This window comes from Serratia sp. BNK-17 (genome assembly GCF_048684935.1).
Taxonomy (GTDB): domain Bacteria; phylum Pseudomonadota; class Gammaproteobacteria; order Enterobacterales; family Enterobacteriaceae; genus Serratia; species Serratia nematodiphila.
In genome coordinates this window covers 861249-879447 of record NZ_JBLQTR010000001.1, presented here as the reverse complement: position 1 = coordinate 879447, position 18199 = coordinate 861249, and the positions used below count along the sequence as shown (strand labels likewise).

At 58.0% G+C, this 18199-nt stretch carries 14 protein-coding genes; 12 read left to right on the top strand and 2 right to left on the bottom strand.

The window, feature by feature from the left end:
• Positions 1-2 precede the first annotated feature (2 nt).
• The gene (gene leuA / locus ACMGF7_RS04335) at positions 3-1577 is read right to left on the bottom strand and encodes a 2-isopropylmalate synthase (protein ID WP_004932820.1); all 1575 of its coding nucleotides are present in this window, start codon (positions 1575-1577) and stop codon (positions 3-5) included.
• An 874-nt stretch (positions 1578-2451) separates the two neighbouring features.
• Here leuA and leuO point away from each other — a divergent pair.
• From leuO to cra, 5 genes are all read left to right on the top strand, one after another.
• Positions 2452-3399 (top strand): transcriptional regulator LeuO, encoded by a 948-nt coding sequence (gene leuO, locus ACMGF7_RS04330; protein WP_164095546.1) that lies wholly within the window; start codon positions 2452-2454, stop codon positions 3397-3399.
• Between the two features lie 465 nt (positions 3400-3864).
• Positions 3865-5673 carry an AMP-dependent synthetase/ligase gene (locus tag ACMGF7_RS04325; RefSeq protein WP_049242032.1) on the top strand — a complete coding sequence of 603 codons (1809 nt, stop codon included), beginning with the start codon at positions 3865-3867 and terminating at the stop codon, positions 5671-5673.
• A gap of 316 nt (positions 5674-5989) precedes the next feature.
• Positions 5990-7708, top strand: a complete 1719-nt coding sequence (ilvI, locus tag ACMGF7_RS04320; RefSeq protein ID WP_033641254.1) for an acetolactate synthase 3 large subunit — start codon at positions 5990-5992, stop codon at positions 7706-7708.
• A 2-nt stretch (positions 7709-7710) separates the two neighbouring features.
• Entirely contained in the window at positions 7711-8202 is a 492-nt protein-coding gene (gene ilvN / locus ACMGF7_RS04315) for an acetolactate synthase small subunit (RefSeq protein WP_004932806.1), read from the top strand.
• Between the two features lie 217 nt (positions 8203-8419).
• On the top strand, positions 8420-9424 hold the full coding sequence (gene cra / locus ACMGF7_RS04310; RefSeq protein WP_004932801.1) for a catabolite repressor/activator: 1005 nt from the start codon (positions 8420-8422) through the stop codon (positions 9422-9424).
• Between the two features lie 37 nt (positions 9425-9461).
• Here the strand turns inward: cra and ACMGF7_RS04305 are convergent, their stop codons facing one another.
• Complete coding sequence (locus ACMGF7_RS04305; RefSeq protein WP_004932798.1) at positions 9462-9902, bottom strand: L-alanine exporter AlaE; 441 nt, start codon at positions 9900-9902, stop codon at positions 9462-9464.
• Positions 9903-10764: 862 nt separating this feature from the next.
• Here ACMGF7_RS04305 and mraZ point away from each other — a divergent pair.
• From mraZ to mraY, 7 genes are read left to right on the top strand one after another with little or no spacing between them, the layout of a single operon-like run.
• Entirely contained in the window at positions 10765-11223 is a 459-nt protein-coding gene (gene mraZ / locus ACMGF7_RS04300; RefSeq protein ID WP_031300396.1) for a division/cell wall cluster transcriptional repressor MraZ, read from the top strand.
• Positions 11224-11225: 2 nt separating this feature from the next.
• The gene (rsmH, locus tag ACMGF7_RS04295; RefSeq protein WP_004932794.1) at positions 11226-12167 is read left to right on the top strand and encodes a 16S rRNA (cytosine(1402)-N(4))-methyltransferase RsmH; all 942 of its coding nucleotides are present in this window, start codon (positions 11226-11228) and stop codon (positions 12165-12167) included.
• The gene (gene ftsL, locus ACMGF7_RS04290) at positions 12164-12484 is read left to right on the top strand and encodes a cell division protein FtsL (RefSeq protein WP_015376645.1); all 321 of its coding nucleotides are present in this window, start codon (positions 12164-12166) and stop codon (positions 12482-12484) included. The genes rsmH and ftsL overlap by 4 nt, the downstream gene beginning before the upstream one ends.
• A gap of 42 nt (positions 12485-12526) precedes the next feature.
• On the top strand, positions 12527-14290 hold the full coding sequence (locus ACMGF7_RS04285; RefSeq protein WP_004932790.1) for a peptidoglycan glycosyltransferase FtsI: 1764 nt from the start codon (positions 12527-12529) through the stop codon (positions 14288-14290).
• A complete protein-coding gene (murE, locus tag ACMGF7_RS04280) occupies positions 14277-15764 on the top strand; it encodes a UDP-N-acetylmuramoyl-L-alanyl-D-glutamate--2,6-diaminopimelate ligase (protein WP_015376646.1) in 1488 nt (495 codons plus the stop codon). Before ACMGF7_RS04285 ends, murE begins: the two co-directional genes overlap by 14 nt.
• Positions 15761-17122 (top strand): UDP-N-acetylmuramoyl-tripeptide--D-alanyl-D-alanine ligase, encoded by a 1362-nt coding sequence (murF, locus tag ACMGF7_RS04275; RefSeq protein WP_049242038.1) that lies wholly within the window; start codon positions 15761-15763, stop codon positions 17120-17122. Before murE ends, murF begins: the two co-directional genes overlap by 4 nt.
• A complete protein-coding gene (gene mraY / locus ACMGF7_RS04270; RefSeq protein WP_004932782.1) occupies positions 17116-18198 on the top strand; it encodes a phospho-N-acetylmuramoyl-pentapeptide-transferase in 1083 nt (360 codons plus the stop codon). The genes murF and mraY overlap by 7 nt, the downstream gene beginning before the upstream one ends.
• Position 18199: the final 1 nt, after the last annotated feature.

Here is an 18199-nt window from a genome sequence, read left to right as displayed (position 1 = left end):
GTTCACACCGTTTCCTGATTATTTTGATGTTTGTTTTGCTGCAGGCGCTGCTTTTCTTTTTCTACCTGCTGTGAGCGCCAAATATTGTTCAACACGTGCACCATCGCCTTGGCGGAGGATTCGACGATGTCGGTCGCCAGCCCCACGCCGTGGAAGCGGCGGCCGTTGTAAGAGACCACGATATCCACCTGGCCCAGCGCGTCGCGGCCATGGCCCTTGGCGGTCAACTGGTACTTCACCAGCTCGATCGGGTAGTCGGTGATGCGATTGATCGCCTGATAAACCGCATCGACCGGGCCGTTGCCGGTGGCGGCTTCGGCTTTCTCTTCGCCGCCGCAGATCAGTTTCACCGAGGCGGTGGCCATGATGCTGCTGCCGGACTGTACGCTGAAGTAACCCAGGCTGAAGTGCTCAGGCTCTTCCTGTTGTTTGTTGATGAAGGCCAAGGCCTCCAGATCGTAGTCGAACACCTGGCCCTTTTTGTCGGCCAGCTTCAGGAAGGCGGCGTACAGGGTATCCAGGTTGTAATCCTGCTCCTGGTAGCCCATCTCTTCCATGCGGTGTTTCACCGCCGCGCGGCCGGAGCGGGAGGTCAGGTTTAACTGCACGTCCTTCAGGCCGATCGACTGCGGGGTCATGATTTCGTAGTTTTCGCGGTTCTTCAGCACGCCGTCCTGGTGAATGCCGGAGGAGTGGGCGAAGGCGTTGGAGCCGACGATCGCCTTGTTGGCCGGGATCGGCATGTTGCACAGCTGGCTGACGATCTGGCTGGTGCGGAAGATTTCCTGGTGGTTGATGTTGGTGTGCACATTCATGATGTCCTGGCGCACTTTAATCGCCATGATCACTTCTTCCAGCGAACAGTTGCCGGCGCGTTCACCAATGCCGTTCAGGGTGCCTTCCACCTGGCGGGCACCGGCCTGCACTGCGGCGATGGAGTTGCCGACCGCCATGCCCAAATCGTCGTGGCAGTGCACGGAGATGATGGCTTTGTCGATGTTCGGCACGCGGTCATACAGGGTAGTGATGATGCCGCCGAACTGGTTCGGGGTGGTGTAGCCGACGGTATCCGGGATATTGATGGTGGTGGCGCCGGCGTTGATGGCGGCTTCAACCACGCGACACAGGTTGTCGATCGGCGTGCGGCCGGCGTCTTCACAGGAGAACTCCACGTCGTCGGTGTAGTTGCGGGCGCGTTTTACCGAGCGCACCGCCATCTCCAGCACTTCGTCGAACGAGCGCTTCAGCTTCGATTCGATGTGCAGGGTTGAGGTGGCCAGGAATACGTGGATGCGGAACGCTTCGGCGACGCGCAGCGCTTCGGCGGCCACGTCGATGTCTTTGTCCACGCAGCGGGCCAGGCCACAGACGCGGCTGTTCTTGATCTGGCGCGCGATGGTTTGCACCGACTCGAAGTCGCCCGGCGAAGAGACCGGGAAGCCGACTTCCATCACGTCAACGCCCATTCTTTCCAGCGCCAGCGCAATCTGAATCTTCTCTTTTACGCTCAGGCTGGCCTGCAGCGCCTGCTCGCCATCACGCAGCGTGGTATCGAAAATAATGACTTGTTGGCTCATCGGTGCATTCCTTATCGTGTTGATTTCACGCTAAGCGGGCAAAAAAAAACCCGCGCAGTAGCGCGGGTTTCTTATGGGTGATCGGCTGAGTCAGCTCCGAACGTCGTCCACAGGCATACCGCGCAAACAAGATGCGTTGAGTAGTAGGCCTAGTAGACGGTGAGTACGGATCATAAGGGTTCAGCTTCTCTTAAATTGGGTGTCTGCCTAATTTGATACGTGATTGGCCTGGCGATGTCAACACCTGATTGAATGCGGGGACAATGCATCAGCCCATTAGCTAAACAGAGGATCATTCGGCAAAAAAACGACGCCTTAGAGAAAAAAATGGGGCCAGTTTGCGTGCTGCTTAGCATAAACGAATCGAATATATACTGCGCTAATTGCTTCTGGATTTCGTTGCGTTAAGATTTGTGATGAAAAAAGCAAGAGGGATTAATCACGGGGAGCAATAAAATAACATTTTCAATACAAATGGTTTAAATTGAACTCATATGAATAATTGATTGTTTTAGTCATAATATAACAAAATAATGCGTTTTTACACAAAGTGAGCGGTGTTTTTAGATGGTTTGATTGCTTATGATGTGTTTTTATAGTTTGTCTCATACAGTGCGGCGACGTTGTTCAATTGTATTAATCATTGTTGATACCTAATTATTAGTACTACCCAGGTGGCATTCTTCTCGCTGACGGGGAAAGCTGCTGACATGTATTCCATATACGACTTATATCGTGTCGATAACACGAGGTTTTTTATCGATTGATGACGGTAATGGCAGGATTTGTCGTGCAAAGATAAGACAATGCGGCGTTTCATTGTTTGTCGAGCATAAGGATTAGATTATTTACACAGGATTTAGTGGAGTGAAATATGGCTGAATATGATTCAGAAATCGCCATGGTCAAAGAGCCGGCGGACATCCATTTGCGCAGCGTCGATCTTAATTTACTGACGGTGTTTGACGCCGTGATGCAAATGCAAAATATTACGCGAGCCGCTAATTCGTTAGGGATGTCGCAGCCGGCGGTGAGCAACGCGGTAGCGCGCCTGAAGGTGATGTTCAACGACGAACTGTTCGTGCGCTGTGGCCGCGGGATCCAGCCCACCATGCGGGCCAGGCAGCTGTTCGGGCCGGTGCGGCAAGCGCTGCAGCTGGTGCAGAATGAGTTGCCGGGATCTGAGTTTGAGCCGCTGACCAGCACGCGAGCGTTCTCCCTGTCGCTGTGCAGCCCGCTCGATTTGCGTCTGGGCGCCGGGATAATCAATCACGTCAAACAGATAGCGCCGCAGCTTAACCTGCAAATAAAGTCATACATTAACAATAATATTGAACGTCAACTGCGTTACCAGGACGTGGAGTTTGTCATCGGCTACAGCCGTTTCGAGTCGGCGGAGTTTCGCAGCTTGGCGATGTTCGACGACGAATTAGTGCTGGCGGTTGCGCAGGCGCACCCGAGAATAGGCGAGGAGGTGACGCCGGAACACATGCTGGCCGAGCAGCATGCTGCGGTTTCCCTGGAAAGTTTTGGATCGTTCAGTAAACCTTTTTATTTAGACGAGCCGATGCTGCGTGTCGTGACGCAGCAGTGCACGGATCTTTACAGCGTGTTGAATATGGTGTCGCAAACGGAAATGGTAGCGATTGCGCCCGCCTGGTTGGTGCGACAGCAGACGGAGGCGTTGAAAATAAAGGCGGTTGCTTTATGTGGCAACGATAATAAAGCCACCTGCTACCTCTCCTGGCATGAATCCTCAGAGCGGGATAAAGGCCACCAGTGGATGAAATCTGTCCTGATTGAGGCGGGTAACCCAAAGTAAAGCGATAAAGATGGGAGCCATATAAAGATAATATTCAATTGAGCGTTTTTTTCTCATGAAAAAAACTAAGAACTATCTGCGTTTTTATTAAGATGTTTCTTGGTTTTGCGGCGATAGAATAACTTATTCTCAGGATAAATTTGTTCATTTAGCGAAAACAATTAATATAAATTAATATTCTGATTTTTACTTTCCAGCTGGAATTTTAAACTAACTCGATGTGGCGGCCCGAACGGGCCGCGTTTTATGGCCGCCATCAAACCTTTTCCTTCCCGTTTTGTCCAACCCATGAAAGCGCGAAAGCCGGCCTGAGTTTTGGCTCACACTTCTACGCTGAAATCGCTTTTCCCCCTGCCCGAGAGTAGGTAGACTGCGCGGAAAAAAGTAAACACGTGTAAGCTGAGATGAGGGCCGCAAGGCATCGTTCAGGCTTAACTGTATGATTCATTTCAGGCTTAGAGCACTATGATCACTAATCTGCTGCAATACCATTTGATCCATCGTATACAGCATCAAATCACCCACCGAGCCGATCGCACAGCATTTCGCCAATGGTCGCCCAACGGCGAGTTTCAACTGACCTGGGGAGCGGCGGCTGCCCGCATTGATCGCATTGCTGCCGGGCTGCTGGCGCTGGGCGCCGAAGTGCAAGAACGTATCGGTATCTTCGCCAATAACACGGTGGCCTGGTCGTTGACCGATCTCGCGATCCTGCACCTGCGTGGCGTCAGCGTACCGCTCTATTCCACCAATACGCCGGCGCAGGCGGCCTTCGTCATCAACGACGCTGACATTCGCATCCTGTTCGTCGGCGAGCAGGCGCAGCTGGATGCCGCCATCGCACTGCGTGGCGTCTGCCCACAGCTGAGTCATATCATCGTGTTCGACGAGGGCGCCGATCTGCGCGGCTGCGAGATCGCACAACACCTGAGCGCCTTCGAGCGCGCTGCCGATCCGGCGGCTTTTATCGCTCAACGTCGGCAGCGCATTGAAGAGTGCGACCTGCAGGATCTCTTTACCCTGATCTATACCTCGGGCACTACCGGCGAACCGAAAGGGGTAATGCTGGACTACCGCAACCTGGCGGCGCAGCTCTACCTGCATGATGAGAGACTGACGGTCGGCGAAGAGGATGTGTCGCTCAGTTTCCTGCCGCTGTCGCACGTGTTCGAGCGTGCCTGGAGCTTCTTTGTCATGCATTCCGGCGCGCAGAATGTTTTCCTGCCGAACACCGACTGGGTACGGGAAGCGATGGGGCAGGTGCGGCCGACGTTAATGTGCGCGGTACCGCGTTTCTACGAGAAGATTTTCAGCGCGGTGCATGAAAAAGTGGCGCGTGCCCCTTGGCTGCGCCGTGCGCTGTTCCACTGGGCGATCGTCTGCGGGGAGCGCAAGTTCCTGCAAGAGCGGGCCGGCAAACCGTTGGGCAAACTGTTCGAACTCTCTCACCGCTGGGCCGACAAGCTGGTATTGAGCAAGCTGCGCGGCATTCTCGGTGGCCGGGTGCGTTTCTTGCCGGCGGCGGGCGCCAAGCTGGATGATAATGTGATCCTGTTTTTCCAGGCGATGGGCGTCAACATCAAGTACGGCTACGGCATGACCGAAACCTGTGCGACCGTGTCCTGCTGGGAAGAGGGGCATTTCCGCTTCGGCTCTATCGGTAAACCGCTGCCGGAGGTCGAGGTGCGCATCGGTGAAGAAAATGAAATTCAGGTGCGCGGGCCGATCGTGATGCGCGGCTATTTCAACAAACCGTTGGAAACCGCCGCGACCTTTACCGCCGACGGCTGGCTGAAAACCGGCGACGCCGGGGCGATCGATGAAGAGGGCAATCTGTTCATCACCGAGCGCCTGAAAGATTTGATGAAAACCTCCGGCGGCAAATACATAGCGCCGCAGATGCTGGAAGGCACGCTGGCGCAGGACCGCTTTATCGAGCAGGTGGCGATCATCGCCGATGCGCGCAAGTTCGTTTCCGCGCTGATCGTGCCGTGCTTTGAGTCGCTGGAAGAGTACGCGAAGTCAGTCAACCTGAAATACCAGGATCGCCTGGAGCTGCTGCGCAACGGCGAGATCCTCGCGATGTTCGAAAAGCGCCTGCGCGAGATGCAAAAGGAGCTGGCGCGTTTCGAGCAGGTGAAGAAGTTCACGCTGCTGCCGGCGGCTTTTTCCATGGAGTTGGGGGAGCTGACGCCCACGCTGAAGCTGCGCCGCAAAGTGATCCTGCAGCGCTATCAGCGCGAAATCGACTCGATGTACCAGGAACAGGCCTGACGCCGCCGCCGGGCCATGTGCCCGGCGAAAAAAGCGGCATATCCATCACCTGATTTAGTTCTGTAATTTCCCTCCTGTTCGAAACAATGCCTAGCCCGACAACCCTGAGGCTAGCGCATTGTTTTTATAAAGCTGCGATCTCCAGCCGCTTGGCAATAACCCTGCCACCGTTAAGCCATTTTGCCGTTTGCCTGCCCCAAATTCTGACGTTATGTTAATTCGATAGCGACAACCCATAAAAACTTTGGGGCATTGCCCCGCAGCAGGCGCTACGTTCCGGCGCCAGAGAAGAATAAGCAAGCCTGGAGGCAAACCCATGGAGATGTTGTCAGGAGCCGAGATGGTCGTCCGATCGTTGATCGATCAGGGCGTTAAACATGTATTCGGCTACCCCGGCGGGGCGGTGCTCGATATCTACGACGCCCTGCATACGGTCGGAGGGATCGATCATATTCTGGTGCGCCACGAGCAAGGGGCGGTGCACATGGCCGACGGCTACGCGCGCGCCACCGGCGAAGTGGGCGTGGTGCTGGTGACCTCCGGCCCCGGTGCCACCAATGCCATTACCGGCATTGCCACCGCCTATATGGACTCGATCCCGATGGTCGTCCTGTCGGGGCAGGTGCCCAGCTCGCTGATCGGCTACGACGCCTTCCAGGAGTGCGATATGGTGGGGATTTCTCGGCCGGTGGTGAAACACAGTTTCCTGGTGAAACGTACCGAAGACATCCCGGCGGTGTTGAAGAAGGCCTTTTACCTGGCTTCCAGCGGCCGCCCCGGCCCGGTGGTGATCGATCTGCCGAAAGACATCGTCGGCCCGGCGGTGCGGATGCCTTATGCCTATCCGCAGGACGTGAGCATGCGTTCCTACAACCCGACGGTGCAGGGCCACCGCGGGCAGATCAAACGCGCGTTGCAAACCATCCTGGCGGCCAAAAAGCCGGTGATGTACGTCGGCGGCGGCGCGATCAACGCCGGTTGTGAAGCCGAACTGCTGGCGTTGGCGGAGCAGCTGAACCTGCCGGTGACCAGCAGCCTGATGGGACTGGGCGCTTTCCCCGGCACCCATCGCCAGAGTGTCGGCATGCTCGGCATGCACGGCACCTATGAAGCCAATAAAACCATGCACCATGCCGACGTGATCTTCGCCGTCGGCGTGCGTTTCGACGATCGCACTACCAACAATCTGGCCAAATACTGCCCGGACGCCACCGTGCTGCACATCGATATCGATCCGACCTCGATCTCCAAAACGGTGGACGCCGATATCCCGATCGTCGGCGATGCCAAACAGGTGCTGGTGCAGATGCTGGAGCTGTTGGCGCAGGATGACAAGGCGCAGGATCACGATGCGCTGCGCGATTGGTGGCAGTCTATCGAGCAGTGGCGCGCCCGCGACTGCCTGGGCTACGACAAAAACAGCGGCACCATCAAGCCGCAGGCGGTGATTGAAACCCTGCATCGCCTGACCAAAGGCGACGCCTATGTGACCTCCGACGTGGGGCAGCACCAGATGTTCGCCGCGCTCTATTATCCGTTCGACAAACCGCGCCGTTGGATCAACTCCGGCGGCCTTGGCACCATGGGCTTCGGCCTGCCGGCGGCATTGGGCGTCAAGCTGGCGCTGCCGGAGGAAACCGTGGTGTGCGTGACCGGCGACGGCAGCATTCAGATGAATATTCAGGAGCTGTCCACCGCGCTGCAATATAACCTGCCGGTGGTGGTGGTGAACCTCAACAACCGCTATCTGGGCATGGTCAAGCAGTGGCAGGACATGATTTATTCCGGCCGTCATTCGCAGTCTTACATGGATTCGCTGCCGGACTTCGTCAAGCTGGCCGAGGCTTACGGCCATGTCGGCATCGCCATCCGCACGCCGGATGAGCTGGAAAGCAAGCTGGCGCAGGCGCTGGCGGAAAAAGAGCGGCTGGTGTTCGTCGACGTGACCGTCGATGAAACCGAACATGTCTACCCGATGCAGATCCGCGGCGGAAGCATGGACGAAATGTGGCTTAGCAAAACGGAGAGGACCTGATCATGCGCCGTATTTTATCTGTCTTGCTGGAAAACGAATCCGGCGCCCTGTCGCGCGTGGTGGGGTTGTTCTCCCAGCGCGGTTACAACATCGAGAGCCTGACGGTGGCGCCGACCGATGATCCGACGCTGTCGCGCATGACTATCCAGACCGTCGGCGACGAGAAAGTGCTGGAGCAGATTGAGAAGCAGTTGCACAAGCTGGTGGACGTGCTGCGCGTCAGCGAACTGGTGCAGGGCGCCCACGTCGAGCGCGAGATCATGCTGGTGAAGCTGCAGGCCAGCGGCTACGGCCGTGAAGAGGTGAAGCGCTGCGCCGACATTTTCCGCGGCCAGATCGTTGATGTGACGGCGACGCTGTATACGGTGCAGCTGGCCGGCACCAGCGACAAGCTCGACGCCTTCCTGAGCGCGGTGCGTGAAGTGGCGGAGATCGTGGAAGTGGCGCGTTCCGGCGTGGTCGGCGTGTCGCGCGGCGACAAAATCATGCGCTGAGCGCGGTCTGGCGGCGAATAATCGGGGCGCGGCGTGGCTGCGCCCTTTGTTTTTCGGTATTTTTTGCCCGATTGCTGGCACCTTTCGGCAAAAGCGGTTGCTAGGCAGTGTTTTCTGCTGTTAGATCGCAGAGGCTGGATTGAATAACCGTACGGGATGTCATGGTTAATCCGAGCACAGCCTTCACTTCTATTTTCAGCGTCATTAAGGGGTTAATGTGAAACTGGATGAAATCGCGCGTCTCGCGGGCGTTTCGCGCACGACGGCCAGTTATGTCATCAACGGCAAGGCGAAGCAGTATCGTGTCAGCGATAAAACCGTCGAGAAAGTGATGGCCGTGGTCAGGGAGCATAACTATCACCCGAATGCCGTCGCGGCGGGGCTGCGCGCCGGGCGCACCCGTTCTATCGGCCTGGTGATCCCGGATCTGGAAAATACCAGCTATACCCGCATCGCCAACTACCTGGAGCGCCAGGCGCGCCAGCGGGGTTATCAATTGCTGATCGCCTGTTCCGAAGATCAGCCGGATAACGAAATGCGCTGCATTGAGCACCTGCTGCAGCGTCAGGTGGATGCCATTATCGTCTCCACCGCCTTGCCGCCGGAACATCCTTTCTATCAACGCTGGGCCAACGATCCGCTGCCGATCATCGCGCTGGACCGCGCGCTGGATCGCGAGCATTTCATCAGCGTTGTGGGCGCCGATCAGGAAGATGCCTTTGCGCTGGCGCAGGAGCTGCGCACCTTCCCGGCTGAATCGGTGCTGTATCTGGGCGCCTTGCCGGAGCTTTCGGTGAGCTTCCTGCGTGAGCAGGGCTTCCGTCAGGCCTGGCAAGAGGATCCTCGCCACGTCGATTACCTGTACGCCAACAGCTATGAACGCGAAGCCGCCGGCGCGCTGTTTGCCGAATGGCTGAAAACGCACCCGATGCCGCAGGCGCTGTTTACCACGTCATTCTCTTTATTGCAGGGCGTGATGGACGTGACGCTGAAGCAACGCGGCCGCTTGCCGACCGATCTGGCGATCGCCACCTTCGGCGATCATGAACTGTTGGATTTCCTGGAGTGCCCGGTATTGGCGGTAGCGCAGCGCCATCGCGACGTGGCCGAGCGCGTGCTGGAGCTGGTGCTGGCCAGCCTGGACGAACCGCGTAAACCCAAGCCGGGGCTGACGCGCATTCGCCGCAATCTGTTCCGCCGCGGCAGCCTGAGCCGCAAGTAGTTTGCCTGACAGGGGCCCGCGTTGGCGGGCTCCTGGTTTAGACGTAGTCCGCCACCCGGAACAGCCGCCGGCAGTATTCCAGGAAATAGCCATACACCACGCCCATCGCCATGGAGACCAGCGCATTGCTGGTTACCGCCGCCAGCATTTGTTGGCCGTCGGCGCCTACGCTCCATAGAATGGCGGCATAAACCGGCGACTGGAAGCTGACGTAGGCCAGCAGATCGGCGAGGTTGCGCAGCAGGAACTGGCCGCGCGGGCAGCGGCGCGCCGTGCGGATAAACAGATCGCGATAGCGGCCGTAAGGCCAGGCGATCAGGATGTTGACCGGGATCGACAACAGGCGTGAAGAGAGGGATTGCTGGAAGCTCATGCCTGAGATCAACACTTCTATCGCCATGCCGGCGATAAAGCAATACACCACCAGTGCGAACGTATCGGCAGCGGCGCTACGCCAGTGAGTAGCGGGCGAAAGCATGTGTCACCCCTTATGGTTAAAATTCTGTTAAATCATTAATTGTTGGATGTTAAGGCTGGTTTTTTGCCTTTTTTATAGTGTACTAATCTGGATTGTGTTTTTTAACTAGGTTTATATTTTTATTTTTAACATTTGTTCGCTTTTTGTCCCGCAGAACAGGGGCGTAGGATGGAGCGGAGAGATTAAAATCGGCGTTTTTAAATAAATCGATTAAAAACATAAGGTTGCGATTTTTCGTTTTTGAAGAGGATTTTTTCCGGCAAAAATTGTGGAAATAAAGGTGTAAGAAAATGAAACCATAATTGTAAACAGGTATTTTGGGAATAATCTTACCAAGTTGATTTGAATCGAAATTACTTCTGCTCGTAATATCCGAGCCATTTATTTTTATCGCGGCCTCATCACGGCGGTGCAAATTGAAGTAAAATAGCGCCCGGTTTTACGGTGAATAACGATTGAGCGTTATTAACTCAAGGAGTTATGGCCTTATTCCTCGATCGGTTCGCCTGGCGCCGAGCCTTGGCGGGCGCGGCTCGCCAGCGGTTACAGCCCTGAGATTGCCGAGCTGAAAAATGAGACATGGCTTGCAGAAGGAAGTAATGAGTTAATTAATCGCCAGTTCGTCAGGTTTTTAATCAGATTCTTTCCGCTTAGAAAATTCTCTCCGTTTATCATGGTGTTAATTTTTAATCGTCGAATAATCAGAGTTTCTTTCGCGAGTCAGCTCCCAAAATGACCAGAGAAATATTGCCAAAGCGCTGGCGCTCTGGCTTGACAAGGTTTTCATACCCTCCGTAAACTCCATTGTGTGGGAATTTGTGGGGTAAAGTGGTGAAAACGGTCACTAAGGGGTAGCTCAGGAATGTTCCGTGGAGCGACGATGGTCAACCTCGACAGCAAAGGGCGGCTCGCCGTACCTACCCGATATCGGGAATTGCTCAACGAGGAATCGCAAGGCCAAATGGTCTGTACCATTGACCTCCATCAGCCCTGTCTGCTGCTTTATCCTTTGCCCGAATGGGAAATTATTGAACAAAAATTATCACGTCTGTCGAGCATGAATCCCGCCGAGCGCCGCGTTCAGCGCCTGCTGTTGGGGCATGCCAGTGAGTGTCAGATGGATAGTGCCGGTCGTTTGCTGTTAGCCAGTACGCTGCGGCAACACGCCGGGCTCACGAAAGAAGTGATGCTGGTCGGTCAGTTCAACAAGTTTGAACTGTGGGATGAACAGACCTGGTATCAACAAGTCAAGGATGATATTGACGCTGAACAGTCGGCTCAGGAACCGTTGTCTGAGCGGCTACAGGACTTGTCGCTATAAGCATGTTGGAAAACTATAAACACACCACCGTCCTGCTGGACGAAGCCGTCAATGGCCTCAACATCCGCAGCAACGGCATATATATCGACGGTACTTTTGGTCGCGGTGGCCATTCTCGTCTGATTCTGTCCCAGCTGGGGCCGGAAGGGCGCTTGCTGGCGATTGACCGTGACCCTCAGGCGATTGCAGCCGCCAAATCTATTGAAGATCCTCGTTTTACCATCGTACACGGCCCATTTTCCGAGTTGTCGCACTATGTGCGGGAGCGCGAGCTGGTGGGCAAGATCGACGGCGTTCTGCTCGATCTGGGCGTTTCCTCGCCGCAGCTTGACGACGCGGAGCGCGGGTTCTCCTTTATGCGCGACGGCCCGCTGGACATGCGCATGGATCCGTCCACCGGCCTGTCCGCCGCGGAATGGCTGATGAAGGCCGAAGCGGACGACATCGCCTGGGTGCTGAAAACCTTTGGCGAGGAGCGTTTCGCCAAGCGCATCGCGCGCGCCATCGTGGAAAGAAACCGCGTGGAGCCGATGACGCGGACCAAAGAGCTGGCGGATCTGATCGCCGATGCCAGTCCGTTCCGGGAAAAGCACAAGCACCCGGCGACGCGCAGCTTCCAGGCGATCCGCATCTATATCAACAGCGAGCTGGAAGAGATCGAGCGTGCGCTCGACGGCGCGCTGGAAGTGCTGGCCCCGCAGGGCCGTTTGTCGATCATCAGCTTCCACTCGCTGGAAGACCGCATCGTCAAACGCTTTATGCGTCACCATAGCCGCGGCGCCCAGGTGCCGGCCGGCATTCCGTTGACCGAAGAGCAGCTGCGCGGCATGGGCGGCCGGACGCTGAAAGCGCTGGGCAAAATGATGCCGTCGGAAGCGGAAGTGGCGGACAACCCGCGTGCGCGCAGCTCGGTGCTGCGTATTGCTGAGAGGATGCCCGCGTGATCGGCAACGAACGTCACGGTCTGGTTGGGGTCATTGGCGGCGATCTGCTGCGCAACGCCAAGATCCCCCTGATTTTACTGATTGCGTCACTGGTCTCCGCGATTTTCGTGGTGACTACCGCGCACCGCACCCGCCTGCTGACCGCCGAGCGCGAACAGCTGGTTCTGGAGCGCGATGCGCTGGACATCGAGTGGCGCAACCTGATTTTAGAAGAGAACGCCCTCGGCGATCACAGCCGGGTTGAACGTATCGCGACAGAAAAACTGCAGATGCAACACGTTGATCCATCGCAGGAAAATATCATCGTTAAACAATGAATGGTTTAACCGGAATAATGACACGGAGTAGAAAGGAAACGCATGAAAGCAGCGCGCCCCGGTAAGTTGAGACGCCAGGAAGATCAGGCCAGCTTTGTCAGCTGGCGTTTTGCGTTGCTGTGCGGCTGCATTTTGCTGGCGATGGTTGGCCTGATGTTGCGCGTCGCGTACCTGCAGGTCATCAACCCCGATCGTCTGGTGAAAGAAGGCGACATGCGTTCGCTGCGCGTGCAGGAAGTGCCGACCGCGCGCGGCATGATCAGCGATCGCGCCGGCCGTCCGTTGGCGGTCAGCGTGCCGGTGAATGCGGTGTGGGCCGATCCGAAAGAGCTGAACGAGCGCGGCGGCATCACGCTGGACAGCCGCTGGAAAGCGCTTTCCGATGCGCTGAACATCCCGCTGGACCAACTCTCCAACCGCATCAACGCCAACCCGAAAGGGCGCTTCGTTTATCTGGCGCGCCAGGTTAACCCGGCGATCGGCGACTACATCCACAAACTCAAGCTGCCGGGGATCTACCTGCGGCAGGAGTCGCGCCGTTACTATCCGGCGGGGCAGGTGACGTCGCACATCATCGGCGTGACCAACATCGACGGACAAGGCATTGAAGGCGTCGAGAAGAGCTTCGACCGCTGGCTGACCGGGCAACCGGGCGAGAGAACGGTGCGCAAGGACCGCTTCGGCCGGGTGATCGAAGACATCTCCTCCGTCGACAGCCAGGCGGCGCACAACCTGGTGCTGAGCGTCGATGAGCGCCTGCAGGCGCTGGTGTATCGCGAGCTGAACAATGCGGTGGCGTTCAACAAGGCCGAATCGGGCACTGCGGTGCTGATCGATGTGAACACCGGCGAAGTGCTGGCGATGGCCAACAGCCCGTCTTACAACCCGAACAACATGGCCGGTACGCCGAAAGAAACCATGCGTAACCGCGCCATCACCGATATTTTTGAACCCGGTTCAACCGTGAAGCCAATGGTGGTGATGACCGCGCTGCAAAACGGCGTGGTGAGAGAAAACAGCGTGCTGAACACCATCCCGTATCGCATTCAGGGCCACGAGATCAAAGACGTGGCGCGGTACTCGGAGCTGTCATTGACCGGGATCTTGCAGAAGTCGAGTAACGTCGGTGTTTCAAAGCTGGCGTTAGCGATGCCGTCCTCAGCGTTAGTAGATACTTACTCTCGTTTTGGGCTGGGAAAAGCGACCAATTTGGGGCTGGTCGGAGAAAGCAGTGGCATATACCCAAAAAAACAACGGTGGTCTGACATAGAGAGGGCCACCTTCTCTTTCGGCTACGGGCTGATGGTAACTCCGTTACAGTTGGCGCGAGTCTATGCAACGATCGGCAGCCTGGGCGTGTATCGCCCATTGTCGATCACCAAGGTTGACCCTCCGGTCGCCGGCGAGCGCGTTTTCCCTGAACCTCTGGTGCGCACCGTGGTGCACATGATGGAAAGCGTGGCCTTGCCGGGCGGCGGCGGCGTAAAAGCCGCCATCAAGGGATACCGTATCGCCATCAAAACCGGTACCGCGAAAAAAGTGGGCCCGGACGGCAAATACGTCAACCGATACATCGCTTATACCGCCGGCGTCGCGCCGGCAAGTAACCCCCGTTTTGCCCTGGTGGTCGTCATCAACGACCCGCAGGGTGGGAAATACTATGGTGGCGCAATCTCCGCGCCGGTGTTCGGCGCCATCATGGGCGGCGTATTGCGCACCATGAACGTCGAGCCTGACGCGTTGCCCACCGGTGACAAAAGCGAATTAGTGATTAACAAGAAAGAGGGTTCAGGTGGCAGATCGTAATTTGCGCGACTTACTCGCCCCGTGGGTGCCGACGGCACCCGGGCGCGCGCTGCGGGAAATGACATTAGACAGCCGTGTGGCGGCTGCCGGGGATCTGTTTGTCGCCGTGGTCGGCCATCAAACGGATGGGCGCCGCTATATTCCGCAGGCCATCGCGCAGGGCGTCGCCGCTGTGATCGCCGAGGCTGACGGTCAGGCCGAAGACGGCGCCATCGTTGAGATGCACGGCGTGCCGGTGATCTACCTGAGCCAACTGAACCAGCGCCTTTCCGCGCTGGCCGGGCGTTTTTACCATCAGCCGGGCGAGCGCTTGCGCCTGGTCGGCGTGACCGGCACCAACGGCAAAACCACCACCACGCAGCTGCTGGCGCAGTGGAGCCAACTGCTGGGCGAAACCAGCGCGGTGATGGGCACCGTCGGCAACGGCCTGCTGGGCCAGGTGTGTCCGACCGAGAATACCACCGGTTCTGCGGTGGATGTTCAACACGTATTAAACGAGTTGGCGGAACAGGGCGCGACCTTCGCCGCCATGGAAGTTTCTTCCCACGGTTTGGTGCAACACCGGGTAGCGGCGCTGCCGTTCGCTGCGGCGGTCTTCACCAACCTGAGCCGCGATCACCTGGATTACCACGGTGATATGGCCAATTACGAAGCGGCCAAATGGTCGCTGTTCGCCGCCCACAACGTGGGGCAGGCGATCATCAACGCCGACGATGAAGTCGGTCAGCGCTGGCTCGGCAAATTGCCGGATGCGGTAGCGGTGACGATGCAGGACAACCTGCAGCCGGGCTGCCACGGCCGCTGGCTGAAAACCACGGCGGTCGACTATCACGACAACGGCGCGACTGTTCGTTTCAGCTCCAGCTGGGGCGACGGCGAGATCGAAAGCCGCCTGATGGGCGCGTTCAACGTCAGCAACCTGCTGTTGGCATTGGCGACGCTGCTGTCGTTGGGCTACCCGCTGGAGGCGCTGGTGGAAACCGGCAGCCGTCTGCAGCCGGTCTGCGGCCGCATGGAAGTGTTTAACGCGCCGGGCAAACCGACGGTAGTGGTGGATTACGCCCACACGCCGGATGCGCTGGAGAAAGCGCTGGAAGCCGCGCGTCTGCACTGCCAGGGGCAGCTGTGGTGTGTGTTCGGCTGCGGCGGCGATCGCGACAAGGGCAAGCGTCCGCTGATGGGCGGCATCGCCGAGCAGTTCGCCGATCGCGTGGTGATCACCGATGACAACCCGCGCACCGAAGAGCCGCGCGCGATTATCAACGACATCCTGACCGGATTGCTGGACGCCGGGCAGGCGCTGGTGATCCACGGCCGCGCCGAAGCGGTGACCAGCGCCATCATGCAGGCGCAGGAGCAGGATGTGGTGCTGGTGGCGGGCAAAGGCCACGAAGATTATCAGCTGGTGGGCAACCGCCGCCTGGATTACTCCGACCGCACGACGGTCGCCCGACTGCTGGGGGTGCTGGCATGATCCCTGTCTCTCTTCAGACACTGGCTGAGGTATTGAGTGCTGAACTGGTGGGCGCCGATTGCCAAATTGTCGAGGTGACGACAGACACCCGCAAGGTGACCGCCGGTTGCCTGTTTGTGGCGCTGAAAGGCGAGCGTTTCGACGCGCACGACTTCGCGGCGGATGCCGTAGCCGCAGGCGCCGGGGCGCTGCTGGTCAGTAAGCGCTTATCAGTGGACGCGCCGCAGCTGGTGGTGCAAGACACCCGTTTGGCGCTGGGCCAGCTTGGCGCCTGGGTGCGTCAACAGGTGCCGGCGCGCGTGGTAGCGCTGACCGGTTCCTCGGGCAAGACATCGGTGAAAGAAATGACCGCCGCCATTCTGCGTGAATGCGGCGAAGTGCTGTATACCGCCGGCAACTTCAATAACGACATCGGCGTGCCGCTGACGCTGTTGCGTCTGGCGCCGCAGCATGATTTTGCCGTGATAGAGCTGGGCGCTAACCACATTGGCGAAATTGCTTACACCACCGCATTGACGCGTCCGCAGACCGCTTTGGTGAACAACCTGGCGGCCGCGCACCTGGAAGGCTTCGGCTCGCTGGCCGGCGTCGCCCAGGCGAAAGGTGAAATCTTTACCGGCCTGCCGGCCGACGGCGTGGCGATCATCAACGCCGATAACAACGACTGGCCGCACTGGCAGAGCATGCTGGACGGCAAAACCGTCTGGCGCTTCTCGCCACAGGCCGCCGAAGGCGTGGACTTCTTCGCGGACGACGTGCGGGTGAACGGCGCAGGCACGCAGTTCACGCTGCACAGCCCGTTCGGCACCGCCGAGATCGCGCTGCCGCTGCCGGGGCGCCACAACGTGGCTAACGCGTTGGCGGCCACGGCGCTGGCGATGTCGGTAGGCGCCACCCTGGAAGCGGTGCGTCAGGGGTTAAAACAATTGCAGGCGGTGCCGGGGCGTTTGTTCCCGGTGGCGCTGGCCGAAGGTAAGCTGCTGCTGGACGACAGCTACAACGCCAACGTCGGGTCGATGACCGCGGCGGCGCAGGTGCTGGCGGAGATGCCGGGCTACCGCGTGATGGTGGTCGGCGATATGGCTGAGCTGGGCGCAGAAGCGGAAGAGTGCCACCGTCAGGTGGGCGAAGCCGCCCGTCTGGCCGGGGTCGACAAAGTGATCAGCGTCGGCGGGTTGAGCCGCGTGCTGAGCGAAGCTTCCGGCAACGGCGAACATTATCAGGACAAGACAGCAGTGATCGCGCGCGTGGCGGAATTACTGTCGGAACATGCGGTCATCACCGTGTTAATCAAAGGTTCACGTAGTGCCGCAATGGAGCAGGTAGTACGCGCGTTACAGGAGAAAGCACCATGTTAGTTTGGCTGGCCGAGCATTTGGTCAAGTATTACTCAGGCTTCAACGTCTTTTCTTATCTGACGTTCCGAGCCATTGTCAGCCTGCTGACCGCGCTGTTCCTGTCGTTGTGGATGGGCCCGCGGGTGATCAAGCGTCTGCAAGAAATGTCCTTCGGGCAGGTGGTGCGCAACGACGGCCCCGAGTCGCACTTCAGCAAGCGCGGCACGCCGACCATGGGCGGCATCATGATCCTGACCTCCATCACCATTTCGGTGCTGATGTGGGCCTACCCGTCCAACCCGTATGTCTGGTGCGTGCTGTTTGTGCTGGTGGGTTACGGCATCGTCGGTTTCGTCGACGACTACCGCAAGGTGGTGCGTAAGGACACCAAAGGGCTGATCGCCCGCTGGAAGTATTTCTGGCAGTCGGTGATTGCGCTGATTGTCGCATTCGCCATGTACGCCGTAGGAAAAGACACGCCAGCCACCGAGCTGGTTGTGCCGTTCTTTAAGGACGTGATGCCGCAGCTGGGCCTGCTGTACATCCTGCTGGCCTATTTCGTCATCGTCGGCACCAGCAACGCGGTCAACCTGACCGACGGCCTGGACGGCCTGGCGATTATGCCGACGGTATTCGTGGCGGCCGGTTTCGCGCTGGTGGCCTGGGCGACCGGTAACATGAACTTCGCCAACTACCTGCATATTCCGTATCTGCGTCATGCCGGTGAGTTGGTGATCGTCTGCACCGCCATCGTCGGCGCCGGCCTTGGGTTCCTGTGGTTCAACACCTACCCGGCTCAGGTATTTATGGGCGACGTCGGTTCGCTGGCGCTGGGCGGCGCGCTGGGCACTATCGCGGTGCTGCTGCGCCAAGAGTTCTTGTTGGTGATCATGGGCGGCGTATTCGTGGTAGAGACGCTGTCGGTGATCCTGCAGGTGGGGTCGTTCAAGCTGCGCGGGCAACGCATTTTCCGCATGGCGCCGATTCACCACCACTATGAATTGAAAGGCTGGCCGGAACCGCGCGTGATCGTGCGCTTCTGGATCATTTCGCTGATGCTGGTGCTGATTGGCCTGGCAACGCTGAAGGTGCGTTAAT

What these genes read in the sequence shown, in the direction of transcription:
- leuA (WP_004932820.1), bottom strand. Translation starts at nt 1,577, where the DNA reads ATGAGCCAACAAGTCATTATTTTCGATACCACGCTGCGTGATGGCGAG.
- leuO (WP_164095546.1), top strand. Translation starts at nt 2,452, where the DNA reads ATGGCTGAATATGATTCAGAAATCGCCATGGTCAAAGAGCCGGCGGAC.
- ACMGF7_RS04325 (WP_049242032.1), top strand. Translation starts at nt 3,865, where the DNA reads ATGATCACTAATCTGCTGCAATACCATTTGATCCATCGTATACAGCAT.
- ilvI (WP_033641254.1), top strand. Translation starts at nt 5,990, where the DNA reads ATGGAGATGTTGTCAGGAGCCGAGATGGTCGTCCGATCGTTGATCGAT.
- ilvN (WP_004932806.1), top strand. Translation starts at nt 7,711, where the DNA reads ATGCGCCGTATTTTATCTGTCTTGCTGGAAAACGAATCCGGCGCCCTG.
- ACMGF7_RS04305 (WP_004932798.1), bottom strand. Translation starts at nt 9,902, where the DNA reads ATGCTTTCGCCCGCTACTCACTGGCGTAGCGCCGCTGCCGATACGTTC.
- mraZ (WP_031300396.1), top strand. Translation starts at nt 10,765, where the DNA reads ATGTTCCGTGGAGCGACGATGGTCAACCTCGACAGCAAAGGGCGGCTC.
- rsmH (WP_004932794.1), top strand. Translation starts at nt 11,226, where the DNA reads ATGTTGGAAAACTATAAACACACCACCGTCCTGCTGGACGAAGCCGTC.
- ACMGF7_RS04285 (WP_004932790.1), top strand. Translation starts at nt 12,527, where the DNA reads ATGAAAGCAGCGCGCCCCGGTAAGTTGAGACGCCAGGAAGATCAGGCC.
- murF (WP_049242038.1), top strand. Translation starts at nt 15,761, where the DNA reads ATGATCCCTGTCTCTCTTCAGACACTGGCTGAGGTATTGAGTGCTGAA.
- mraY (WP_004932782.1), top strand. Translation starts at nt 17,116, where the DNA reads ATGTTAGTTTGGCTGGCCGAGCATTTGGTCAAGTATTACTCAGGCTTC.